Here is a 24,410-nt window from a genome sequence, read left to right as displayed (position 1 = left end):
CAGGCTGCACAACGTAGGTTCCCTTACTCGAAGCAGGAAAAATTCATGGACAGCTCGCAACCACTGCATGCCGATTACCAGCGCGCCGGATTCGGCGCCTCCCTGCCCATCGGCAAGACACCTGCGCTGCTGGTGGTCGATGTGGTCCAGGCCTATCTTGTGGAAGGCAGCCCGCTGTATGCGCCACCTTTCGAGGTGGCACTCAGGAGCAACGAACGACTGGTGGCGGCGGCACGTGCCCGTGGCATTCCGGTGATCTTCACCGGCGTGCGCTACGGCGCGCACGGGCTGGATGGCGGGCTGTTCTTTCGAAAGGTGCCGGCGCTGGCCTGCTTCCTCGAAGGCTCGGAGCTGGGCAAGTTCCCGCCCAGCCTGCAACCAGAGCCGCAAGAGGTGGTGGTGATCAAGCAGTACGCCTCCAGCTTCTTCGGCACCTCGCTGGTGGCAACCCTGAACAGCATGGGTATCGACAGCCTGCTGATCACCGGTTTTTCCACCTCGGGCTGCGTGCGCGCCACGGCCCTCGATGCCCTACAGCACGGGTTTACCCCGTTCGTGGTCAGCGATGCCTGCGGTGATCGCAGCGCAGCGCCGCATGATAGCAATCTGTTCGACCTGCAGGCCAAGTATGCCGATGTGATCAGCGAGGCGCAGGCCATCGCCCACCTCGACGCGCTAGCGGGCTGAGGCTCATGCGCGGGCATCGCCGAGTGCCTGGGCGATGTCCCAGGCACAATCCTGCAACGGCCCGGCACAGGTCTGTATGGCCTGCTCGACGCTGAGGTCATCGGCTAAATAGCTCAGGGTCAGCTGGCCCTGCTCGAAGCCCTCCAGCAGGATCGGCGCCGACAGCGAGGAGGTGCGCCCGGGGTTGGCGGTGCATTGGCTGCGCTGGTGGGAGACGAAGCCCTGGCTGCGGATCCCCGCCGCCCAGTCGGCATCGCGGCAGCGCGCGAGCATTTCGCTGTCCCAGGCCTCTTCCTGCAGATGGTCGAGCAACTCGCCACGCTCCGCCTCGCCCAGCCAGGCCACATGCACCAGTCCCGCCGCGCATTCGAGCAATGGGAAGGTATAGCCCGGGTAGTAGTGGTTCAGCGCCAGCGACGACATGGCGTAGGTCGAGTCGCGGATGATCACCGCCTCGCCGACCCCGGTCGATACAGTGACCGGCCAGCCGAAGCGCAGGGTCAGCTCGACGATGAACGGGCGCGCCACCTTGATCAGGTTGCCGCGCTCGTTATAGCCCGACGACAGGCTCTGCACCTGGCGGGTCACGCGGTAGCGCTTGCGCGTGCTTTCGCACTCCATGAAGCCTTCATGGATCAGCGTCTGGACGATACGGAAGGTAGTCGGATACGGCAGATGGATGGCCTTGGAGATTTCCATCAGGCTCATCGAATCGTTGCGGTTCATCAGCTTCAGAACCTGGAGGCTTCGGCTCACCGTTCTGATCGGGACACCTTTTTCCATCGTTACCTCAGCGCATTGGTAAGAGAAACCGTCGCGAACGCGAATCGCTCTTGCCGGATCATGGCCCTGTATTGAAACTACGCCAGAAGCCGCAATCATGCTGCTGGCCACGATGAGCGGCAGACGGCATTGTGGCGTTTGTTCACCAGGCGGATAAACCCTCGGTGCTGCACTTTTCGTGCGGCGCTGCGAGCCCCAAAACGGGGCCCAAGGCAACATCCTGGCCGAAGGAAAACGTCACCGCACCCTCCCCACACAGCGGACGAGGCCACTCCAGAGCCATCGCCATGAGCAGCGGCAATTGCCACATTCTGGCGCAACGACGTTACGCCCGGTAACAGCGATTCGCTAGAGCCTCAGACCGAAGCTTCGTCGCCCTCTCCAAAGGCCTTTTTACAGGCCAATTCCCGGGTTTGGCGGCTCTCATAACCCGGCATGGAGCTTGCTAATTTCTAAAGCAGGATTCGCCAGTAGGCGAGCCTTTCCGACCTTGCAGCCAGCGATGTGATCATGATGGAAAGCCTCAAAGAAGAAGTGCCTATCAGAGCAGTGAGCCGCAGCCTCCATGTACTGCAGTTGATCAACCAGTACGGTCAGCTGTCGATGATGGAGATCTCGCGCCTGTCCCAGTTGCCATATCCGACCACCAGCCGCATCGTGCAGACCCTGGTCCACGAAGGCATGATCGAGTGCGAAACCTCGCGCAAGCGCTATCAGCCCACCGAACTGACCCGCACCCTGTCGGCCAGCTACGAGGACCACGGCAGCCTGCGGCAGATCGCCAAGCCCTACCTGTTGGAGCTCACCGAACGCTTCAACTGGCCCTTCATCATTTCCTGCCAGGCCGGCGGTTCGGTGGAAATCCAGGATTCCACCTACGGCACCGTCTCGACCGCCTTCAACAATTACCATCCCGGCTATCGCATTCCCCTGCTCGAATGCGCGGCCGGCCACGCCTACCTGGCCTTCGTCGACACGCCGACCCGCGACTGCCTGTTGCGCGGCTTGGAACAGAAAGGCAATCGCCACCCGGCGCTCAAGGCGTTTCAGGAGGGGCGTTATCCCGAGCGGATCCGCGAGTTCGGCTTCGCCACCTATGATCGCACCATGTGCACCGCCAACCCCGGCAAGACTTCGGCCATTTCCGTGCCACTGAGCCAGGACGGCCACCGGGTCGCGCAACTCTCGATCAGCTACATCAGCTCGGCGATGAACCTTGCCGACGCGGTGCGCCGCTTCGCTACCCCACTGCGCGACACCGCCGCGCTGATCGAGAGTGCGATGCAAGGGTTGGTGCACTGACCGCCTGGCGAACAGACCACACCTGCCGGTTTGGAGTCCCGGCGGTGCGCATGGCATGACCCTAGTGTCATCCATGCACACCAGCCGAGGGCGACCCCGATGCCTGTCAGAAATGGCTATACCGATACAGATCACGGCCAAATCCACTACCGCCATACCGCCATCCCCCACAGCCAGCGCTTGCCGGTAGTGTTCCTGCACAAGTCGGCCAGCTCATCGCGGATGTTTGAAGCATTGATGAGGGGCCTGGCGCCGGAGCATGCCACCTTCGCTCTCGACACCCCGGGGTTCGGGAATTCGTTCGATCCACCCGAAGTTACCAATCTGGGATACTACGTCGCGGTTTTCCTGCAGGCTTTGGACAGCCTGGGCATCCAGCGTTTTCACCTAGTTGGACACCACACCGGGGCCTGCGTCGGCGTGCAGATGGCTGCGCAGCAGCCTCGGCGAGTGGCCAGCCTGACACTGATGGGCCCGGCCATCCTTACTGCAGAAGAACGCGAAATCTTTCGCCAGCACTATTCCACGCCCTTCAACGCCCCTCGCGCCGACGGCAGCCACCTGCAACTGACCTGGGATTACCTGGCGCGAATGGGGGTCGGTAATTCGCTGGAACTGCACCAGCGCGAAGTGCTCGACCACCTGCGCGCGTGGCAAGGCCGGACCCAAGCCTACAACGCCGTGTGGGACCAGGACCTGTGCGAGATGTTCATGAGCATTGCTTGCCCGATGCTCGCCACCTGCGCCCCGGACGATGTGCTTTGGCCTTATTTCCGGCGCACCGCCGACTGGCGACCTGACATCGAATGCGCGGTCACCCTGGGCGCCAACTTTGAACCCGACATCGACCCCGACGGCACCCTGGCGGCGTTGCAAAGTTTCCTCAAGCGCGTCGATCCATGAATTCCCTACCAGGCGAACAGAGCGTTCCGCCTGACGAAGAACCCGCGACGACAAACTCTACGCCCCCCCGGCCCTGTGCGATGTTGCCTGCGTGGCCGGGCGGGACGATTAAATGACAGAACTCCCCCACCAGCTCTGTACCCCCGGTCACGCCAACATTCTGCATTGTGCGCCTGCCAATTCATTCAATAACAACAGGGCCTGACCAGGCCGTTTTGGAGCTACAAATGTCGAAACTCTCTCCGTTGCCGTGTGCAATCCTGGGCTGCAACCTTGCATTGCTGGCGTCAGGCAGTGCGAGTGCCGCAGGCTTTCTCGAAGACAGCAAGGCCTCGGTGACCTTGCGCAACACCTACTACAACGATGACTACCGCGAGGGGCAAGGCGTGTCCAAGCTGGAGGAATGGGGCCAGGGCTTCCAGCTCAATTACAGCTCCGGCTTCACTCAGGGCACCGTTGGCTTCGGCCTCGATGCCATCGCCCAGTGGGGTATCCGTCTGGATGGTGGCGGTCGCGCTTCGGCCACCGGGCCGGGCACTGACTTCAGCGCCAATGCCGACAGCCGACAACCGACCAACATGTTCCCGCGCAACAGCGATGGCAGCTCGGTGAACGAGTTCGGCAGCCTAAGCCCGGCAGTGAAGATGCGCATATCCAAGACGGAGCTGCGCTACGGCGTGATCGAGCCGAACATGCCGGTGCTTACCCTGATCGATGGCCGCTTGCTTCCCCAACTGTTTGAGGGCACCCAGATCACCTCGACCGACATCGACAACCTCAAACTGATCGGCGGCCAGATCGAGAAGGTCAAGGACCGGGGCTCGAGCAGCTACGACAGCATGAAGGTCAGCGGCGCACTCGGCGACAGCAACAAATTCCGATATGTCGGGGGCGACTACCAATTGGGCAAGTCGCTGACCCTGCAGTACTACTACGGCAACCTGGAAGACTTCTACAAACAGCACTTTCTCGGCGCGATCAAGACCTGGGACATAGGCCCGGGCAAGCTCAAGGCCGACCTTCGCTACTTCCACAGCCGCCCCGACGGCGCCAATGGCAAAGGCGACGCCAACTATAGCTCCAGCGGCTTCTACGGCGACGGAAAGACCCGCGGCAAGGTCGACAATGACCTATACAGCGGCCTGTTCACCTACAGCGTCGGTGGGCATGCGATCAGCCTGGGTTACCAGCAGAGTGAGGGCGAAAGCTACTTCCCGTCGATCAACCTTGGCGCCGGCAGTGGGGTGTACCTCATCACCGATGGCATGCTCGGCCGCTTCGGCGCCGCCGGCGAACATGCCTGGCAGGCCCGCTACTACTACAATTTCGCTGCCCAGGGCATTCCAGGTCTGATGGCCGGTATGCACTATACCCGCGGCGACAACATCAAGGCCAATGACTATGAGCGCAAGGAGTTCGAGCGCATAACGTTCATCAGCTACACGCTGCAAGACGGGCCATTGAAAGGTCTAGGCGCGACCATTAGCCAGTCAATGTACCGTACAAACCAAACGGGGCTGCGAGCCCAAGATGAATATAAGTTGATGGTCAAATACGAAATTCCGATTTTCTGACATATAAGTGCTTCGTTAACCGCGCTTTGCAACGGCGTCCGAAGCACGTACAGAGGATCGCCGGCGTTCTGCGAATCGCCTCCGGCGCGTCACCCAACGGGAGTTCCAGCAGCAGCGATGTTCCGACGCCCGCGCCTGTTAGATGATTGAGCCTTGCTGTTAGAGCATTTCGCACATCAGGACTGAATGGCACACATTGCTTTGCCGATCGAGGCAGCTTCCGGACTTCTTGTCGGTAGTGCGCAGTGTACGCCCGGCTCTCATAGGGGTGCGCATTCCGTAGCCGATGCAGTCGAGGAAGCCGGTGTTAATGAACATCAGACGCTCGGTGGGTTGGGCAATTCAGACCTTGGGGTTGAGCCTGGTGCGCCGGGCTTCGTCCATTATGCTCATGTTCAGGATGTTGGCCGAGATAGCCAGCATCGCTTCGACGCGGCCCAGCAACTGGTTGGTCAAAGCCACTTCGTCAAATCCATGCATCTTGGGTTTGACGAAGTAGGCGCTACCAAGCCGAGAATTGGGACGGTGCTCCAAGTCATGGATGGCCGCCAGGCTGTTGGTGACGGCATCGATAATGCCTTCGGGTACCTCCTGGCCATCGCAGTCGAGCAGCGCGGGCGTGGTCACGTGGCAGGCCCAGTTTGGACAGCAACTGAGATTCGCAGGCCGTCACCGAACCAGCCGCATTCCTTGTTCTACCGTTCACGAAATGTACATTGGTGATTCACCATCCGCTGTTGAGCAGACAATTCGTGGGGAGTATTTTTTATGGAATACTGTCTAGCCCATGGGAACTCAATGTGCTCTCGCTACTGATTGATCTTGTATTTGGTGTTGCCATGGGAGCCTTGGGAGGTTTTTTTGGGATTGGTGGTGGGCTGATAGCTATCCCAATAATGACCATCCTTTTTGATCAAACCCAGACGCTTGCCCAAGGCACTGCTCTGGTCATGATGGCGCCAAATCTCATTCTCGCCTTTTTGCGATACCAACAGCGCACGCCCTTAAATCTGTCACTGGTTTTACCGCTCGCTGGGGCTGGTCTAGTGTGTGCCGGACTAGGGGCGAAGATAGCGACCAGTATGAGTCCCCAGGTCATTCAGCTAGGCTTTGCAATTCTGATGATTTTCCTAGCAGGCTTGAATTTAGCCCGGGCCCGCCTGGTTGCGGTTTCAAAAGCCCTTACACCTTCCACCTCACCTCGTCTGGGAGCATTAGGCGGAGCCTGTGGTGCTCTGGGCGGATTTTTTGGAGTCGGCGCTTCGGTTGTCGCAGTACCCGTCTTGACCAGCGTGTTTGGGTTTACCCAGGTTGCCGCGCAAGGGATGGCCCTCTCTCTTGCTCTGCCTAGCTCGATGATTACCCTCGTCACATACGGGCTCGGGGGCCATGTGGATTGGCCGATGGGATTAGCTATGGCGTTGGGCGGCGTCTTGAGTGTCAGCTGGGGCGTGAAGTGGGCGTATCGCGCGCCAGAGAGAGTACTGTGCGGTCTGTTCTCTCTATTTTTGCTGGGCTGTTCTGCGCTACTCATCCTTCGTCATTAGCGGTCACTTCACGAAGTGTGAATCCACACTCCACTGAGCGCTAGTTGATGCATGATCTGGTATCGATATCCTGTTGTTGACACTGGTTTGCAGTGGCCGTGATGCCTTCGGGCCTGAACAATAACAAAGGGTACGTACTTGCGATGAACATCCCAAGAACGCTTTATCAGAAGCATATCGACTCCCATACCGTTTGTGAGCTGGACGATCAGGGCCATGTGCTCCTTTACATTGATCGCCAAGTCGCCAATGAGTACACCAGCCCTCAGGCTTTCAGCGGTCTGCGTGAAGCCGGTCGCAAGGTCTGGAGACCGTCAGCAACATTGTGTGTCGTAGACCACGTAAACCCGACAGCGCCAGAACGTATTTCGGAAATGCCGGACGCTGGAGGCGCTCTTCAGGTCAATTACTTTGAGCAGAACTGCCGCGATTTCGGCATCGAACTGTTCGACGTATTGGACAAGCGCCAAGGCATTGAGCACGTTGTCGCTCCCGAACAAGGCTTCATCCTGCCTGGCATGGTTGTCGCTGCCGGTGATAGTCATACCACTACCTACGGTGCGCTTGGTGCATTCGGGTTTGGCATTGGCACGTCAGAGATCGAACATCTCCTGGCTACTCAAACCCTCGTGTACAAGCGCCTCAAAACGATGCGTGTGACAGTAGAGGGGGCCCCAGGACCCGGGTTGGTATCCAAAGACATCATCATGGAACTCATCCGCCAGATCGGCGCTGCCGGTGCCACCGGATATGCCATTGAGTTCACCGGGCCGGCTATCACCGCTTTGAGTGTTGAAGCGCGGATGACCATCTGCAATATGGCAGTTGAGGCCGGTGCGCGGGGCGCCTTCATGGCTCCTGATGAAAAAGTTTTCGCCTACCTCGAAGACAAGCCACGCGCACCCAAAGGGGCCCAGTGGAACGCTGCAGTCGAAAAGTGGAAAACACTTTCTACAGATCCAGAGGCCACGTTTGATAAAGAAGTCCGGATGCATGTCGCGGATCTTCAACCGATGGTCACTTGGGGCACCAGCCCCGATCAAGCTGGCGCCATCACCGGCCTCGTCCCGGATCCAATGCAAGAGCCTGACCTCATCCTCCGTCAGGACTTACAGCGCGCACTGCGCTACATGGATTTGCAACCAGGAACTGCTCTTGAAGGCATTCAAATCAGTCACGCCTTCATCGGCTCGTGCACGAACGCCCGGATTGAGGATTTGCGCGATGCCGCGCGGGTCGTTAAGGGCCGTAAGGTCGCGGATGGTGTGCGTGCGATGATCGTCCCAGGCTCCACCTTGGTACGTGACCAGGCCGAAACTGAAGGGCTGGCACAGATCTTCCGTGATGCTGGTTTCGAATGGCGTCAATCCGGCTGCTCCATGTGCTTGGCAATGAACGATGACGTATTGAGTCCGGGGGATCGTTGTGCTTCCAGTACAAACCGTAACTTTGAAGGCCGCCAAGGTGCTGGGGCCCGCACCCACCTGATGTCCCCTGCAATGGTTGCCGCAGCCGCAGTCACCGGTCACTTGGTTGATGTACGTTCTTTGGCGTTGGAGGCTTGAGCATGGAACCTTTCAAATATGTTGAGGGCTTCGCGGCCCCAATGCTGGCAGCCAACGTCGATACCGACGTAATCATGCCTAAGCAGTTTCTGAAGGGAATCGACCGTAGCGGTTTGGACCGGGGGGTGTTCTTCGATCTGCGCTTTCTCCCTGATGGCACTCCGAACCCTGACTTTGTTCTTAACCAAGATCCGTGGAATAACGCCAAATTCTTGGTGGTCGGGCCAAACTTTGGATGTGGCTCAAGCCGTGAACATGCCGTTTGGGGTTTGAAGCAGCTTGGTGTCCGTGCCCTGATCGGTACTACTTTCGCAGGCATTTTTTATGATAACTGCCAGCGTAATGGAGTACTGACCATTCAGCTCTCGCCAGCAGAACTCAAAGAAATTGGCCAGCTTGTGAGTCAAAGCAGGAGCGCCTGCATCGCGGTTGACCTTGAGGCCCAACATATTCTGTTGGTGGGCGGTCGAGCCATTCCCTTCAATATCGATTCATTGCGTAAAGAAGCGCTGATATTGGGTCTCGATGCTATCGGTACGACTTTGCAACGTCAGGATCAGATTCGAGAGTTCGAATCCCGCCACCTTGAGAGCAACCCTTGGCTGGCGTGATAAGTCGTCAGTCTGAAGAGCGGGAGCTTTAGTTTCCCGCTTAGGAGCTACTGCAATGTTGAATGTGACAAGTCATGGTGACTGGCCCGCAGGCTACTTGATTAACCCATGTGCGCCATCGCTGAAGGATTGGCACGAAGTATTTCAAGGGATGCCATCAGCGATTGTTAGCGATTGCCTCGGTCGTAACACTGGTGGCCTCGGGTTAAAGCCCTATCATGGTCTGCGCCATCTTTGCGGCACCGCGTTAACGGTACGGGTCCGTCCTGGTGATAACCTACTCGTGCTTAAGGCCATACAGATGGCGCGCCCTGGCGATGTGTTGGTCATCGATGGTAGCGCGGACCTGAGCAGAGCTGTCATCGGCGGCATCATGCGCGCAATGGCTATCAAGGCGGGGATCTCAGGTGTCGTCATCAACGGCGCCATCCGGGACCGAGAAGAGTGGCTGGATGGAGAGCTACCGGTCTATGCGCTCGGTTATGTTCATCGAGGACCTAGTACCGATGGAGGCGGCGAAATTAATGTTCCAATCGCTTGCGCAGGTATGTTGGTAAATCCTGGTGATCTTATCGTCGGTGACGCAGACGGTGTCGTTGCAGTACGGACCGACGAACTAGCCAAAGTACACGCCCGTTGCACGGAACTGCTGGACAGAGAGGCCGACATCCTAAAAGCAGTGGCATCCGGTGAACTCGATCCGTCCAGGTTTGACGACATACTTCGTGGTAAGGGTTGCCCTATTTAAACAGAACCGCAAGCATGGTTCATTCAGCCCTGAGTCGACTGAACCATGCCTGTAAAAACTCAACACACGCTCTCAGCTTTCCTGATTCAGCTAACCTGGTGGGGTAAACAGCCCAAACATTTGCGCTTTGACTGTAATCGTGAAGCACCTGCACCAAACGACCTTGCTCCAGTAGTGGCTTCACATCCCACATCGAGCGCAATAAAAGTCCGCGATTTTTCAAAGCCCACTGCAAGACGATCTCCCCATTATTTGATGACAACTGACCGCTCACACGAACGGCTACATCCTTTTGGCCATTTCGCAGCTGCCATACACCAAAGTTATTATTTCGCTCTTTAAGAACCAAGCAGTCATGGCTGGCCAAATCCTCGATAGTCTTAGGCACGCCACGCTTTTCTAGATACTCAGGCGTAGCACAGATGACCCGACGATTAGCGACCAGCTGCCGACTGATGTGCTGGCCTGGAATGTCATCTCCAACACGTATCTCAAGATCGAAACCTTCTGCAACAATGTCTACAACACGATCAAATACATCCATGCGTACTTCGAGGTCCGGATACTCAACTGCCAGATCGGCAATCGCCGGGGCTACGTAATTACGTCCAAAACCGAAACTGCTGCAAATATGAAGGAGGCCGCGAGGAGCCTTGCGCACCTGGCTGAGGTCGCCCATGAAATCATCAATGTCATTGAGGATTCTGGTGGCCCATTGTTCCGCACGCAAACCACTTTCCGTCAGTGCAATACGCCGGGTTGATCTGTGAATGAGTTTTGTTCCAAGAGTCTCCTCTAAGATCCTGATTCGCTTACTTACATACGCTGGGGACTGCTGAAGCTCAGCTGCTGCACCGCCAAAGCTGGCTTTGCGGATTACCGTAAGGAAGACCCGAAGGTCCTCTGGAAGAGGGGCTTCTTCATGAATCGTGTTCATAGCGTTCATAGAACTCGTATTTTTCTACCGTTCGGGAAAGGATAGCATGTACGAAGCCTAGGAAAACCGTGAACCGGGCGGAAATTAATTCTCCTCACACAAAAATAATTGAGGACCTGCGCATGACCACCGTTACCCTTGCCTCGACCAAAAAAAGCCGACTCAGCGCTCTCTTACAATACGAAATTGGCGTCATACCCTTTCCGTATTTTCTCGGGATTTCGCTGATTGTCTTCATGTCAGCACACTTCGGATTTTTGCCGAAAACAATGATCGGCGGCTTAGCCGTGATCATGACACTTGGCATCCTCCTCGGACAGATTGGCCAGCGTCTACCCATCCTAAGGGATATCGGGGGTGGAGCAATTCTCTGCCTTTTGCTCCCCTCCATTCTTGTATTTCACGGCTTCTTCGGCAGCACCACCATTGATGCCACAAAGATGCTGATGAAAGATGCCAATTTCCTGTACTTTGTAATTGCCAGCCTTGTGGTTGGCAGTATCTTGGGCATGAACCGTACAATCCTTGTCCAAGGTATGATTCGAATGTTCATCCCCTTGATAGCAGGCACTGCCGCCGCAATCTTGGCAGGCATTGTTGTTGGCGTTTGCTTCGGCTACACCGTTCACCACACACTTTTTTACATCATCGTCCCGATTATCGGCGGCGGTATTGGTGAAGGCATTTTGCCGCTTTCGCTCGCCTATGCGCACATATTGGGTGGCGCTCCTGAACAGTTTGTCGCGCAGCTCGTTCCAGCCGCAGTCGTAGGCAACATTGCTGCAATTATCTGCGCAGGCGTACTCGCTAGACTGGCTGTTCGCAAACCGCACCTCAGTGGCGAAGGTATGCTCATTCGAGCCAAAGACGAAAACGACAAGTTCAAGGTAGAAGAAGAGGACGACAAAGAAATAGACTTTCGTTACATGGGCGCTGGCGTTCTCCTAATCTGCTCGTTTTTTGTCCTGGGTGGTCTATTGGAAAAGCTAGTGCATATTCCAGGCCCAGTCATGATGATCGTGGTTGCGGTACTGTTTAAATATCTGCGAGTTTTGCCAGATCGCTTGGAAAAAGGTAGCAAGAAATTCTACAAACTGGTTTCAACGGCGTTCATCTGGCCAACCATGATTGGCCTAGGAATGCTCTATGTGCCACTGGAGAGCGTTGCAAGTGTGTTTTCGTTTGGCTATGTGATGGTCTGTGTCTCGGTAGTTATATCGATGGCACTGGCTGGTTTCCTGGTAGGCAACCTGCTGAAAATGTATCCCATCGAGTCAGCCATCGTGACGAGCTGCCACAGTGGTCTGGGTGGTACAGGTGATGTTGCAATCCTTTCTGCTTGCAACCGAATGTCCCTGATGCCTTTTGCACAGATTTCGACCCGTATCGGTGGGGCTGCGACCGTCATCGGCGCTACGATCCTCCTGGGGTTCTGGCACTGATCGAGAGCGCCCGGGTTCGCTAAGTTCTCGAATACGTCTTCGCTCCCCTCCAGCTTCCCCCTTTGCCACGCACTCGGGGGGGAGAAAGATGGGAGCATTTTTGCTGCTTTGAGTCTAGGGTGAATCATTCGCTGCTAGTCAGCCAACTGGCACGCCTGCAAGGCTTGGTCGAGCAGGGGTCATCCGACAGTCCAATTCCTCAATGATGGATCAAGCTTGGCGCAGAGTCGTCCCACCTCACGCGAGCGACAGTGTGTGCATCAGCGCATGCTTTACTTTCTGCTCCCAGCATCGGCCTACCAGCTTAATTTCCAAAGAGGCTAGTTCTGCATTCTTTCCTGGCTTTCCATTTTCACCATCAAGAGACATGATTGACTTGGCCTTCAATTGCTCGTGACGCTTTCTTTCATCCTTGAGGTCTTTGAGTCGATCAAGCTGATCCTTCTCGGCCTTGCCTAATGTAAATACTCCCTGAAATTCTTTGGAATCTGTGAAGTTGGCGGTAATGAAGTCATTGTTGTAGATCATCGCTGGCACTGGCGTATTTCGGAGCCAAGTGATGCTGGAGTCTCCTGAGATGCCTGGCTTATAAATGAGCCGGCTGATTGTGGTCTTGCCAGCTCCATTCGCCCCATAAATGAAGTTGACCGGCTTGAGGTTGATCACTTCAGGTTTGACAGCGCTATAGGTGGCGATGTTGGACAGACTAATCGACTCGATCATGGCGGGGCATCCCAGCATGCCGGGGCACTTAGGTGGCCCGTGCTTAGTGAAAATCTATAAGGTTTAGGCGATGGAATAACTGCCTAACCGTTGTCCGACCGCATGATGGCGATTGGCCGCATAAGCCTAGACGGCGTGGAGGGTTACGTTTACACACCTCCCCTAAATACAGAAGCGCATGACCAGGCGTTTATCTTGCTGCTGCTCCACGCGGGGCGCTCCAACTTGCATCAGTTACTAAGGCGGCGATTGTAGCGCAGCTCAGCGCTTGGCGCGCACTTCCTCGACGCCGCGGTTGGCCAACTGGTCGGCACGTTCGTTACCGGGGTGGCCGATATGCCCACGCACCCACTTCCAGGTGACCTTGTGGCGGTTGACCTGCTCGTCGAGCAACTGCCACAGGTCGGCGTTCTTCACCGGCTCCTTGGCGGCTGTCTTCCAACCGCGTTTCTTCCAGTTGACCATCCACTCGTTGATGCCCTTCATCACGTACTGCGAGTCAGTGGTGAGCACCACCTCGCATTCACGCTTGAGCGCCATCAGCCCCTGGATCGCCGCCATCAGCTCCATGCGGTTGTTGGTGGTTTCGCGTTCGCCGCCCCACAGTTCCTTCTCGACGCCCTTGAAGACCAGCAGGACGCCCCAGCCACCTGGGCCAGGGTTGCCCTTGCAGGCGCCATCGGTATACATCTCGACGCTATCGCTCATGTACCACTCATGTTCAGTGCTTTTCGGCATCCGGATTGGCAGCGTTGCGGTTGACCTTGGCCAACGGCAACGGCAGCAGCTTGCCCATCGGCTCGCGACGCACCTGGCGCAACGGCCGCAGGCCGACCACCATCTTGCGCGCCACCAGCAGGTAGACCCCGCCGCCGGCGCTCTGCCAGCCTCCCGCCATCCGTTCCCAGCCTGCCAGGCGTTGCTGCCAGGCCGGCGAAGTGAGCGGCGGACGATAGCACCCGAAGCGGCGTTTCTCCAGCGCGAAGCCCAGCAGGTTGAGCCAGTCGCCCACCCGCGACGGCGAGATGCAGCGCGCCTTGCGCAGGGCGCCATGGCTGAAGAAATGGCGCATGCCCCAGCCGCTCCAGGGGTTGATACCGACGATCAGCAGGTGCCCGCCCGGGCGCACCGCGCTGGCCGCCTCACGCAGCAGGCCATGGGGCGACAGGCTGAAGTCCAGGCCATGCTGCAGCACCACCACGTCGGCGGCATGCTCGCTCAACGGCCAGGCCTGCTCCTCGCAGACGATCTCCACCCCCGGCAGCGGTGCGCCAAGGCGCACGTTACGCTGCACCTGGGGCGCGCTGGGCGGTGCCTCGGCACAGGGCCCATAGTGCACGAGGTAGCCACCGAAGAAGCGCCCGAGCTCTTCTTCCAGCAGTTTTTCCTCCTCCTTCAACATCAGCTGGCCGAGTGGGCCGTTGAACCACTCACGGGCCAGGCTGATCAGTTCGACCCATTCCGGGTCGGCCTGAGCAAAGGCTTGGTCAGTCATTGCGCTCTCCCTCGAAGGTTCTCGCACCGCGCCATCGCGGCTAAGATGGCCTCATGTGCCACGCCTGGCGATACGGATCCGCACCATGATACAGATCGACGCTCTTCCCGCTTTCTCCGACAACTACATCTGGTTGTTACAGGATACTGCCAAACGCCGCTGCGCGGTGGTCGACCCCGGGGATGCCGGCCCGGTGGAGGCCTGGTTGGCCGCCAACCCCGGCTGGGTACTGGACACCATCATGGTGACTCACCACCACCATGACCATGTCGGCGGGGTCGAACGCCTCAAACAGAAGACCGGTGCCCGCGTTTGTGGCCCGGCCCGGGAGCAGATCCCGGCCCGCGACCTGGCGCTGGACGAAGGCGACCCGGTCAGCGTGCTGGGCGTGAACTTCCAGGTGCTCGCCGTGCCGGGCCACACGCTCGGGCACATTGCCTATTACAGCGATCAGCCAGCAACACCGTTGCTGTTCTGTGGCGACACCCTGTTCGCCGCCGGTTGCGGGCGCATGTTCGAAGGCACGCCGCAGCAGATGCAGCCTGCCCTCGCCCGCCTGGCCGCGCTGCCGGAGCAGACCGAAGTCTACTGCACCCATGAATACACCTTGAGCAACCTGCGTTTCGCCAAGGCCGTGGAGCCCACCAACCTGCACGTTCAGCAGCGGTTCGAAGACGTTAGTCGTTTGCGCGCCGAAAATCGCATCACATTGCCATCAACCATCGGTCTCGAGCGCCTGACCAACCCTTTCCTGCGTACCGCTGAAACATTAGTTAAACAAAAAGCAGACGAATGGAAGGGACATCCAAACGACTCGCAGGTCACTGTTTTTGCTGCTTTGAGGTCTTGGAAGGACGCCTTCTGATAACCTCAAGATATATCGCAGCGGGATGTCAACGGTTGACCCAGGCGGGAGCGGTTTCTAGAATCGCCGAAATTTTTCGCCCGGATACCTGTGTCAGCCGATGTCTTCCCGTAGCCGCAGAACCGCTCATTCAGTCGCCCTGACGCGTCTGGCCCAAATCAGTGCGCTGGCGCTGGCCGCCACCCTGGTGGGCTGCCAGAGCACCCGTCAGCTCGACGAAGCCGATAGCGTTCGCGCGCACAGCTACCAGGCACGGATCAAGCACAAGCCCTCGCCGCTGGCGGTCAAGCCTGCCGAACCGCCGCAGGATGTGTGGGAGCGCATGCGCCAGGGCTTCGCCCTGCAGGACAACATCGACGTCAACCCGCGCATCGAGCAGCAACGCCTGTGGTTCGCCAGCAACCCGACGTTCATCGAAAGCGCTGGCGAACGCGGCAGCCTTTACCTGCACTACATTGTCGAGCGTCTTGAAGAGCGCGACATGCCACTGGAGCTGGCCCTTCTGCCGGCCATCGAAAGCGCCTATAACCCGATGGCGTACTCGCGTGCCAGCGCTGCGGGCATGTGGCAGTTCATGCCGGCAACGGGGCGTCACTTCAACCTGCGCCAGACCAACTTTTACGACGGCCGCCGCGACATCACCGCGTCGACCAACGCCGCGCTGGACTACCTGACCCGCCTGCACGACATGTTCAACGGCGACTGGCTGCTGGCCCTGGCTGCCTACAATGCCGGCGAAGGCACCGTCAGCCGGGCCATCGAGCGCAACGAGAAACTCGGCCTGCCCACCGATTACTGGAACCTGCCGCTGCCGCAGGAAACCCGTGACTACGTGCCCAAGCTGCTGGCCCTGTCGCAGGTGGTCTCCACGCCCGAAGCCTATGGCGTGAACCTCAACCCGATCGCCAACGAGCCGTACTTCGAAGCGGTGGCCATCAACGACCGCCTCGACCTGTCGCGGGTCGCCGCCTTCGCCAACATAGACGAAGACGAACTGATTCAGCTCAACCCGGCCTTCAAGAAGCGCATGACCGTGGATGGCCCCAAGCAGCTGCTGGTGCCCACCGCCAAGGCGCAACTGCTCAGCGACAGCCTGTCCAACCTCAAGCCTGAGCAGTTGGTCAGCCTGCAGCCGAACAAGGCCGTGTTCGCCGCCGCCGTGGCTGAAGCCAAGGGGCCGGCAGCGCGCAGCTACAGGGTCAAGCGTGGCGACAGCCTGAGCAGTATCGCCAAGGCAAACCGTGTTGCGGTCAAGGACATCCAGCGCTGGAACAAGCTGCCGGGCAACCGCGTCAAGGCCGGCCAGGTCCTGGCGCTGCGCGGTGGCAACGCACCGAGCGCTGCGGGCAACCGCGTAGCGGCCTCCGGCCAGCGTTCCACCCAGTACAAGGTGCGCAAGGGTGATTCTCTGTATCTTGTAGCCAAACGTTTCAATGTCGAAATGCAGCACCTCAAGCGCTGGAACCCACGCAGCGGGCATGCGCTCAAGCCAGGCCAGACCCTGACCGTCTACCTCTCCCACTGATATCAGCCTCGCCCCACGGCCTTTGTGGGAGCGGCCTTGCCGGGGCGCCGGACCGGTCGGAAAGGGCTGCGAAGCGGCCCCAGAATTCAGCAGCGTCGCACAGATTGTTGGGGCCGCTTCGCAGCCCTTTCGCGACGCAAGGCTGCTCCTACAAGATCAAGCATTTCATAGCCTGCTGACTCTCTCTTTTTCCATACCCGACAAGCTGTTACTGTACCCCGACCAAAGCCCAACGCCTCTGGATCGGATGCCGACTTGATACGTCCCCTCCTGCTGTCACTCAGCCTGGCCTTGAGCTTCCCCGCCGTCGCGATGGTGAGCGAAAGCCACGGATACGCGCAGTTCGGCACGCTCAAGTACCCAGCCACATTCACCCACTTCGACTGGGTCAACCCGCAAGCGCCCAAGGGCGGTACCTTGCGGGCCATGGCATTCGGCACCTTCGACACGCTCAACCCGTACACCTTCAAGGGCACCAGCCCGGTCACCACGCCAAACTTCCTGCAATATGGCGTCAGCGAGCTGAACGAAACGCTGATGGTCGGCACCGGTCAGTACGACCCCTCCGGTGACGAGCCCACCTCCAGCTACGGCCTGATCGCCCGCTCGGTGGAGTACAGCGAAGACCGCAGTTGGGTGGTGTTCAACCTGCGCCCGGAGGCGCGCTGGCATGACGGCACGCCCATCACCGCCGCCGACGTGGCGTTCTCGTACCGTACCCTGCTCAAGCAAGGCCACCCGATCTACCGCACCAACCTGCAGGAAGTGCAGCGCGTCGACATCCTCGGCCCGCTGCGTATCCGCTTCGTCTTCAAGCGTGCCGGCAACCCGCTGCTGATCCTGCGCCTGGGTGAAATGCCAGTATTGCCCAAGCACTACTGGCAAAAGCGCGACTTCGAGGCCACCACCTTCGAACCGCCGCTGGGCAGCGGGCCGTATCGCATCACGCAGGTGGAGCCCGGCCGGCGCCTGGTTTTCGAGCGGGTGAAGAACTACTGGGGCAAGGACCTGGCGGTGAACCGCGGCAAGTACAACTTCAACCGCGTCGAATTCGAGTTCTATCGCGATGCCACCGTGGCCTTCGAAGCGTTCAAGGCTGGCGAATTCGACATCTATATCGAGCACCAGGCGAAAAACTGGGCCAACGGTTACAACTTCCCGGCCGTGCGCCGTGGCGAGGTGATCAAGGCACAGATCCCACACCGCATCCCAACCCAGACCCAAGGTCTGTTCATGAACAGCCGCCGGGCGACTTTCAGCGACCCCAGGGTTCGCCAGGCGCTGGGCCTGATGCTCGACTTCGAGTGGACCAACCGCGCGCTTTTCAGCAGCGCCTACCGCCGTGCGACAAGCTACTACCCCAACAGCGAGTTCGCCGCCAGTGGCGTGCCTACCGGCAAGGAATGGCTGCTGCTGGCACCATGGCGCGACCAGCTGCCCGACAAGCTGTTCACCCAGCCCTACCAGGTCAGCCACACCGATGGGCGCGGCATTGGCCGCCAGACCCTGCGCCAAGCCCTGGGCCTGCTCAACCAGGCTGGCTGGAAGCTCGACGGCCAGCGCCTGGTCAACGCCAAGGGCCAGCCGATGCGCATGGAACTGCTGCTGGTGAACCCAAGCCTCGAACGCATCCTGCAACCTTATGTCGAAAACCTGGCCAGCATCGGCATCGACGCGCGCTTGCGCACCGTGGACCGTGCCCAGTACAAACAGCGCCTGGACCAGTTCGACTTCGACATGATCCTGATGACCCTGAACCAGACCTTGAGCCCGGGCCTCGAGCAATGGCTGTACTTCCATTCCAGCCAGGCCGCGACCAAGGGCAGCAAGAACTATGCTGGGGTCAAGGACCCGGTAGTCGACCACCTGCTCGACACCCTGCTGGCCGCGCGCACCCGCGACGACCAGGTCGCCGCCGCCCGCGCCCTGGACCGCGTGCTCTCATGGCAGTACTACATGATCCCCAACTGGTACCTCGACAATCACCGCCTGGCCTACCGCAACCGGTTCGCCTTCGTCACCACGCCGCCCTACACCCTCGGGCTGAATACCTGGTGGATAAAGCCTTCGGAGAAAGCCAAATGACGCCGACGCATCGCCTGGCCTGCAGCCTGCTGTTCGCCTGCCTGAGCCTGCCCGCGCTGGCCGCGCCGCAGCACGCGCTGACCTTGTACGACGAGCCGCCGAAATACCCGGCCGACTTCAAGCACTTCGACTATGTGAACCCCGACGCGCCCAAGGGCGGCACCTTCCGCCAGTCCAGCTTCGGTGGTTTCGACAGCCTCAACCCGTTCATCAACAAGGGCGTGTCGGCCGACAACCTCAACATCATCTACGACACCCTGATGCGCCAGAGCCAGGATGAGCCGTTCACCGAGTACGGCTTGGTCGCCGGCAAGATCGAGAAGGCCCCGGACAACAGCTGGGTGCGTTTCTACCTGCGCCCCGAAGCGCGCTTCCACGACGGCCACCCGATGCGCGCCGACGACGTGGTGTTCACCTTCAATGCCCTGATCAAGGACGGCGCACCGCTGTACCGCCAGTACTACGGCGACGTTGCCGAGGTGGTCGCCGAAGACCCGCTGCGGGTACTGTTCAAGTTCAAGCACAAGAACAACCGCGAGCTGCCGCTGATTCTTGGCCAACTGCCGGTACTGCCCAAGCACTGGTACGAAAACCGCGAGTTCAACCGCGGCAACCTGGAAATCCCGCTAGGCAGCGGCCCGTACAAGGTTGCCGAGGTCAAGGCCGGCCGCACCATCCGCTACGAGCGGGTCAAGGACTACTGGGCCAAGGACCTGCCGATCAACCGCGGCTTCTACAATTTCGATGCCATGACCTTCGATTCCTATCGCGACACCGCCGTCGCCCTGGAAGCTTTGAAAGCTGGCGCCTTCGACTACGCGCTGGAGGTCAGCGCGAAGAACTGGGCCACTGCCTACAACGTGCCGGCCGTGCGTGAAGGCCGCCTGATCAAGGAAGAGCTGCCCAACGGCAACCCGACCGGGATGCAGGGCTTCGTCTTCAACATCCGCCGCCCGCTGTTCCAGGACGTGCGCGTGCGCGAGGCGCTGAGCCAGTTGCTGGACTACGAATGGACCAACAAGCAGCTGTTCAATGGCGCCTACACCCGCACCGGCAGCTACTTCGAGAACTCGGAAATGGCCGCCCATGGCCTGCCCGGCGCCAATGAACTGAAGATCCTCGAACCGCTGCGCGGCAAGATTCCCGATCAGGCCTTCAACGAGGCCTTCCACAACCCGGTCAGCGATGCCAGCGGCATGATCCGCGAGCAACAGCGCAAGGCCTACAAGCTGCTGCAGGAAGCCGGCTGGAAGATCGTCGACGACAAGATGGTCGACGCCCAGGGCAAGCCGGTGGTGATCGAGTTCCTGCTGGCGCAGACCGAGTTCGAACGCATCCTGCTGCCGTTCAAGCGCAACCTTGCCGACCTGGGCATCGACCTGAACATCCGCCGTGTCGACGTCTCGCAGTACATCACCCGCCTGCGCTCGCGTGACTACGACATGATCGTCAGCGGCTTCCCGCAGTCCAACTCCCCGGGCAACGAGCAACGCGAGTACTGGAGCAGCAGCGCGGCCGACAACCCCGGCAGCCGCAACTTCATCGGCCTGCGCGACCCGGCTATCGACCAACTGGTGGAAGCGCTGATCAACGCCGACTCTCGCCAGAGCCTGATCGACCATTGCCGGGCGCTGGACCGCGTGCTGCTGTGGGGCTACTACGTGATCCCCAACTGGCACATCAAGACCTGGCGCGTGGCCTACTGGAACCACATCGGCCACCCCAAGGTATCGCCGAAGTACGACGTCGGCATCGACACCTGGTGGATCAAGCCCGACGTGACCCCAGCGGTCACCGAAGCCCCAACGGACGAGGCCAACTGACATGCTGGCCTATATCCTGCGCCGCCTGCTGCTGATCATCCCGACCCTGTTCGGCATTCTGATCATCAACTTCATCATCGTCCAGGCCGCCCCCGGCGGCCCGGTGGAACAGATGATCGCCAAGCTCGAAGGCTTCGAGGGCGCCACCAGCCGCATCGCCGGCGGCGGCGCCGAGGTCTCGGTGGCTGGCTCCAACTACCGCGGTGCCCAAGGCCTGGACCCGGCCTTGATCGCCGAGATCGAGCACATGTACGGCTTCGACAAGTCGGCGCCCGAACGCCTTTGGATCATGATCAAGAACTACGCCACGCTGGACTTCGGCGACAGCTTCTTCCGCGACGCCAAGGTCATCGACCTGATCGCCGAAAAGATGCCGGTGTCGATCTCGCTGGGGCTGTGGAGCACGCTGATCATGTACCTGGTATCGATCCCGCTGGGGATCGCCAAAGCGGTACGACACGGCAGCCACTTCGACGTCTGGACCAGCTCGGCGATCATCGTCGGCTACGCCATCCCGGCGTTCCTGTTCGCCATCCTGCTGATCGTGCTGTTCGCCGGCGGCAGCTACTTCGACTGGTTCCCGCTACGCGGCCTGACCTCCAACAACTTCGACGAGCTCTCCACCACGGGCAAGGTGCTGGACTACTTCTGGCACCTGGTGTTGCCGATCACCGCGCTGGTGATCGGCAACTTCGCCACCATGACCCTGCTGACCAAGAACAGCTTCCTCGACGAGATCAACAAGCAGTACGTAGTCACCGCCAAGGCCAAGGGCCTGAGCCGGCCGCGGGTGCTGTACGGGCATGTGTTCCGCAACGCCATGCTGCTGGTGATCGCCGGCTTCCCGTCGGCGTTCATCGGCATCTTCTTCACCGGCTCCTTGCTGATCGAGGTGATCTTCAGCCTCGACGGCCTCGGCCTGATGAGCTTCGAAGCGGCAATCAACCGCGACTACCCGGTGGTCTTCGGCACCCTGTTCATCTTCACCCTGCTCGGGCTGGTGGTGAAACTGATCGGCGACCTGACCTACACCCTGGTCGACCCACGCATCGACTTTGCCAGCCGGGAGCACTGACATGGCCCTCTCCCCCCTCAACCGCCGACGCTTCGAGCGCTTCAAGGCCAACCGCCGAGGCTGGTGGTCGCTGTGGCTGTTCCTCATCCTGTTCGGCCTGAGCCTGGGCGCCGAACTGATCGCCAACGACAAACCAATTGCCGTGCGCTACGAAGGCTCATGGTACTTCCCGGCGTTCAAGCGCTACCCGGAAACCACCTTCGGCGGCGAATTCCCGCTGGAGGCCAACTACAAGAGCCCGTACATCCGTGACCTGCTGGAGAAAAAAGACAGCTTCGTGGTCTGGGCGCCAATCCCGTTCAGCTACCAGAGCATCAACTACGACCTGCGCGTGCCAGCCCCGGCGCCGCCCTCGACGGACAACTGGCTGGGCACCGACGACCAGGGCCGCGATGTGCTGGCACGGGTGATCTACGGCTTCCGCGTCTCCGTCCTGTTCGCCATTACCCTGACCGTATTGAGCTCCATCGTCGGCGTCATCGCCGGCGCCTTGCAGGGTTTCTACGGCGGCTGGGTCGACCTGGCCGGGCAGCGCTTTCTGGAAATCTGGTCGGGCCTGCCGGTGCTTTACCTGCTGATCATCCTCGCCAGCTTCGTGCAGCCCAACTTCTGGTGGCTGCTGGGCATCATGCTGCTGTTCTCGTGGATGAGCCTGGTGGACGTGGTGCGCGCCGAGTTCCTGCGCGGGCGCAACCTGGAATACGTGCGCGCTGCCCGTGCCCTGGGCATGCGCAACGGCGCGATCATGTACCGGCATATCCTGCCCAACGCCATGATCTCGACCATGACCTTCATGCCTTTCATCCTCACTGGCGCCATCGGCACCCTGACAGCGCTGGACTTCCTCGGCTTCGGCCTGCCCCCCGGCGCTCCGTCGCTGGGTGAACTGGTGGCGCAAGGCAAGTCCAACCTGCAAGCCCCGTGGCTGGGCATCAGCGCTTTCGCCGTGCTGGCGATCATGCTGAGCCTGCTGGTGTTCATCGGCGAATCCGCCCGCGATGCCTTCGACCCGAGGAAGTGAAATGAGCGAACAGAACCTGATCGAAGTGCGCGACCTGGCCGTGGAGTTTGTCACCGGCGAGCAGGTCAACCGCGTGGTCGACGGCATCAGCTTCGACATCCGCAAGGGCGAAACCCTGGCCCTGGTCGGCGAAAGCGGTTCAGGCAAGTCAGTTACCGCGCACTCGATTTTGCGCCTGCTGCCCTACCCGCTGGCCCGCCACCCCAGCGGCAGCATCCGCTATGAGGGCAAGGACCTGCTGCAGCAGAACGAGAAGGCCATGCAGCGCATTCGCGGCAACCGCATCGCGATGATCTTCCAGGAGCCGATGACCTCGCTGAACCCGCTGCATTGCATCGAGAAACAGATCAACGAAATCCTTCTGCTGCACAAAGGCCTGACCGGCAAGCAAGCCACGGCGCGAACGCTGGAACTGCTGGAAATGGTCGGCATCCCCGAACCGCGCAAACGCCTGAAGGCTTTACCCCATGAACTGTCCGGCGGCCAGCGCCAGCGGGTGATGATCGCCATGGCCCTGGCCAACGAGCCGGAGCTGCTGATTGCCGACGAGCCGACCACGGCGCTCGATGTGACCGTGCAGTTGAAGATCCTTGACCTGCTCAAAGAGCTGCAGGCGCGGCTAGGCATGGCACTGCTGCTGATCAGCCACGACCTCAACCTGGTGCGTCGTATCGCCCATCGCGTGTGCGTGATGCAACGCGGGCAGATCGTCGAACAAGCCGAGTGCGCCACGCTGTTCAGTGCCCCGCAGCATCACTACACGCAGATGCTGATCAATGCCGAGCCCAGCGGGTTGCCTGCGCATAACCCGGTTGGGCCACCCTTGCTGGAGGTAACTGACCTGAAGGTGTGGTTCCCGATCAAGAAGGGGTTATTGCGCAAGACGGTTGACCACGTAAAGGCGGTGGACGGGATCAACTTCAGCCTGCCCCAGGGGCAGACGCTGGGGATCGTCGGCGAGTCTGGGTCAGGCAAGTCGACGCTGGGTTTGGCGATTCTGCGCCTGATCTCCAGCCAGGGCGGTATTCGCTTTCACGGGCAGCAGCTGGAAGGGCTGAACCAAAAAGCAGTGCGGCCACTGCGTCGGGAGATGCAAGTGGTGTTTCAGGACCCTTTCGGCAGCCTGAGCCCGCGGATGTGCGTGGCGGATATCGTTGGCGAGGGGTTGCGGATTCACAAGATCGGTACGCCTGAGGAACAGGAGGCAGCGATCATTGCGGCCCTAGAAGAAGTGGGATTGGACCCGCGGACTCGGCATCGCTACCCGCATGAGTTTTCCGGTGGCCAGCGCCAGCGCATCGCCATTGCCCGGGCGCTGGTGTTGAAGCCGGCGCTGATTCTGCTGGATGAGCCGACATCGGCGCTGGACCGCACGGTGCAGCGGCAGGTGGTGGAACTGCTGCGCAACCTGCAGCAGAAGTACAACCTGACGTACCTGTTCATCAGCCATGACCTGGCGGTGGTCAAGGCGCTGAGCCACCAGTTGATGGTGATCAAGCATGGGCATGTGGTGGAGCAAGGGGATGCGCGGGAGATCTTCCATGCGCCGCAGCATGTTTATACGCGGCAGTTGTTGGAGGCGGCATTCTTGGGGGAGTGATTTCCTTATGAGGGCTACGAGGGGCCTGCTTCAGAATGCATGAAGGCCACCCAGTGCCTGTCGGACGATTTGCAGCGCCTTTGAGATCGAGCGCCGCCC

At 59.8% G+C, this 24,410-nt stretch carries 22 protein-coding genes; 16 read left to right on the top strand and 6 right to left on the bottom strand.

Translation table 11 applies throughout. From position 1 onward, the window contains the following. Positions 1-45: 45 nt before the first annotated feature. Positions 46-687 carry an isochorismatase family protein gene (locus APH27_RS15065; RefSeq protein WP_060485221.1) on the top strand — a complete coding sequence of 214 codons (642 nt, stop codon included), beginning with the start codon at positions 46-48 and terminating at the stop codon, positions 685-687. Positions 688-690: 3 nt separating this feature from the next. On the opposite strand, the gene APH27_RS15060 is transcribed toward APH27_RS15065, so the two are convergent. Then, a complete protein-coding gene (locus APH27_RS15060) occupies positions 691-1,470 on the bottom strand; it encodes a helix-turn-helix domain-containing protein (RefSeq protein WP_256250589.1) in 780 nt (259 codons plus the stop codon). A gap of 549 nt (positions 1,471-2,019) precedes the next feature. On the opposite strand from APH27_RS15060, the gene APH27_RS15055 reads away from it, so the two are divergent. The 3 genes from APH27_RS15055 to APH27_RS15045 all read left to right on the top strand — a co-directional run bounded on the left by APH27_RS15055 (position 2,020) and on the right by APH27_RS15045 (position 5,249). Beyond that, positions 2,020-2,772, top strand: a complete 753-nt coding sequence (locus tag APH27_RS15055; protein ID WP_177331680.1) for a helix-turn-helix domain-containing protein — start codon at positions 2,020-2,022, stop codon at positions 2,770-2,772. A gap of 99 nt (positions 2,773-2,871) precedes the next feature. Then, positions 2,872-3,675: an alpha/beta fold hydrolase gene (locus APH27_RS15050; RefSeq protein WP_060485218.1), complete on the top strand. Its 804-nt coding sequence runs from the start codon at positions 2,872-2,874 to the stop codon at positions 3,673-3,675. A gap of 227 nt (positions 3,676-3,902) precedes the next feature. Further along, a complete protein-coding gene (locus tag APH27_RS15045; RefSeq protein ID WP_060485217.1) occupies positions 3,903-5,249 on the top strand; it encodes an OprD family outer membrane porin in 1,347 nt (448 codons plus the stop codon). A gap of 342 nt (positions 5,250-5,591) precedes the next feature. Here APH27_RS15045 and APH27_RS15040 read toward each other — a convergent pair whose 3' ends face one another. After that, entirely contained in the window at positions 5,592-5,876 is a 285-nt protein-coding gene (locus APH27_RS15040) for a hypothetical protein (RefSeq protein ID WP_060485216.1), read from the bottom strand. A 92-nt stretch (positions 5,877-5,968) separates the two neighbouring features. Between APH27_RS15040 and APH27_RS15035 the strand changes: the two genes are divergently transcribed. From APH27_RS15035 to APH27_RS15020, 4 genes are all read left to right on the top strand, one after another. Then, entirely contained in the window at positions 5,969-6,796 is an 828-nt protein-coding gene (locus APH27_RS15035; RefSeq protein WP_371262713.1) for a sulfite exporter TauE/SafE family protein, read from the top strand. 143 nt (positions 6,797-6,939) lie between these two features. Further along, positions 6,940-8,361, top strand: coding sequence for a 3-isopropylmalate dehydratase large subunit (gene leuC / locus APH27_RS15030; RefSeq protein ID WP_060485254.1), 1,422 nt, complete (start codon positions 6,940-6,942; stop codon positions 8,359-8,361). Further along, positions 8,358-8,972: a 3-isopropylmalate dehydratase small subunit gene (gene leuD / locus APH27_RS15025; protein WP_177331678.1), complete on the top strand. Its 615-nt coding sequence runs from the start codon at positions 8,358-8,360 to the stop codon at positions 8,970-8,972. The genes leuC and leuD overlap by 4 nt, the downstream gene beginning before the upstream one ends. Before the next feature lie 55 nt (positions 8,973-9,027). After that, entirely contained in the window at positions 9,028-9,720 is a 693-nt protein-coding gene (locus APH27_RS15020; protein ID WP_060485213.1) for an RraA family protein, read from the top strand. A gap of 19 nt (positions 9,721-9,739) precedes the next feature. Here the strand turns inward: APH27_RS15020 and APH27_RS25960 are convergent, their stop codons facing one another. Then, positions 9,740-10,657, bottom strand: a complete 918-nt coding sequence (locus APH27_RS25960) for a LysR substrate-binding domain-containing protein (RefSeq protein ID WP_082435138.1) — start codon at positions 10,655-10,657, stop codon at positions 9,740-9,742. Positions 10,658-10,779: 122 nt separating this feature from the next. On the opposite strand from APH27_RS25960, the gene APH27_RS15010 reads away from it, so the two are divergent. Beyond that, positions 10,780-12,099 (top strand): 2-hydroxycarboxylate transporter family protein, encoded by a 1,320-nt coding sequence (locus APH27_RS15010; protein ID WP_060485211.1) that lies wholly within the window; start codon positions 10,780-10,782, stop codon positions 12,097-12,099. A 237-nt stretch (positions 12,100-12,336) separates the two neighbouring features. Here APH27_RS15010 and APH27_RS15005 read toward each other — a convergent pair whose 3' ends face one another. The 3 genes from APH27_RS15005 to APH27_RS14995 all read right to left on the bottom strand — a co-directional run bounded on the left by APH27_RS15005 (position 12,337) and on the right by APH27_RS14995 (position 14,317). Beyond that, positions 12,337-12,822: an AAA family ATPase gene (locus APH27_RS15005; protein WP_082435150.1), complete on the bottom strand. Its 486-nt coding sequence runs from the start codon at positions 12,820-12,822 to the stop codon at positions 12,337-12,339. A gap of 261 nt (positions 12,823-13,083) precedes the next feature. Beyond that, positions 13,084-13,530, bottom strand: a complete 447-nt coding sequence (gene rnhA / locus APH27_RS15000) for a ribonuclease HI (protein ID WP_027919086.1) — start codon at positions 13,528-13,530, stop codon at positions 13,084-13,086. A gap of 13 nt (positions 13,531-13,543) precedes the next feature. Next, positions 13,544-14,317: a class I SAM-dependent methyltransferase gene (locus tag APH27_RS14995; RefSeq protein ID WP_027919085.1), complete on the bottom strand. Its 774-nt coding sequence runs from the start codon at positions 14,315-14,317 to the stop codon at positions 13,544-13,546. 85 nt (positions 14,318-14,402) lie between these two features. Here APH27_RS14995 and gloB point away from each other — a divergent pair, with 85 nt between their 5' ends. The 7 genes from gloB to APH27_RS14960 all read left to right on the top strand — a co-directional run bounded on the left by gloB (position 14,403) and on the right by APH27_RS14960 (position 24,311). Next, complete coding sequence (gene gloB, locus APH27_RS14990; protein ID WP_060485209.1) at positions 14,403-15,182, top strand: hydroxyacylglutathione hydrolase; 780 nt, start codon at positions 14,403-14,405, stop codon at positions 15,180-15,182. Between the two features lie 100 nt (positions 15,183-15,282). Continuing rightward, positions 15,283-16,707 carry a lytic transglycosylase domain-containing protein gene (locus tag APH27_RS14985; RefSeq protein WP_027919083.1) on the top strand — a complete coding sequence of 475 codons (1,425 nt, stop codon included), beginning with the start codon at positions 15,283-15,285 and terminating at the stop codon, positions 16,705-16,707. A 312-nt stretch (positions 16,708-17,019) separates the two neighbouring features. Beyond that, the gene (locus APH27_RS14980) at positions 17,020-18,792 is read left to right on the top strand and encodes an extracellular solute-binding protein (protein WP_060485208.1); all 1,773 of its coding nucleotides are present in this window, start codon (positions 17,020-17,022) and stop codon (positions 18,790-18,792) included. Beyond that, complete coding sequence (locus tag APH27_RS14975; protein WP_027919081.1) at positions 18,789-20,615, top strand: extracellular solute-binding protein; 1,827 nt, start codon at positions 18,789-18,791, stop codon at positions 20,613-20,615. The genes APH27_RS14980 and APH27_RS14975 overlap by 4 nt, the downstream gene beginning before the upstream one ends. Before the next feature lies 1 nt (position 20,616). Beyond that, positions 20,617-21,690: a microcin C ABC transporter permease YejB gene (locus APH27_RS14970; RefSeq protein ID WP_027919080.1), complete on the top strand. Its 1,074-nt coding sequence runs from the start codon at positions 20,617-20,619 to the stop codon at positions 21,688-21,690. A 1-nt stretch (position 21,691) separates the two neighbouring features. Beyond that, positions 21,692-22,711 (top strand): ABC transporter permease, encoded by a 1,020-nt coding sequence (locus APH27_RS14965; protein WP_027919079.1) that lies wholly within the window; start codon positions 21,692-21,694, stop codon positions 22,709-22,711. 1 nt (position 22,712) lies between these two features. Continuing rightward, a complete protein-coding gene (locus APH27_RS14960; RefSeq protein ID WP_060485207.1) occupies positions 22,713-24,311 on the top strand; it encodes an ABC transporter ATP-binding protein in 1,599 nt (532 codons plus the stop codon). Positions 24,312-24,410: the final 99 nt, after the last annotated feature.

Origin of the sequence: Pseudomonas sp. NBRC 111123 (genome assembly GCF_001320205.1) — a bacterium.
GTDB classification, from domain to species: domain Bacteria; phylum Pseudomonadota; class Gammaproteobacteria; order Pseudomonadales; family Pseudomonadaceae; genus Aquipseudomonas; species Aquipseudomonas putida_J.
This window is presented reverse-complemented; position numbering and strand designations above follow the sequence as displayed.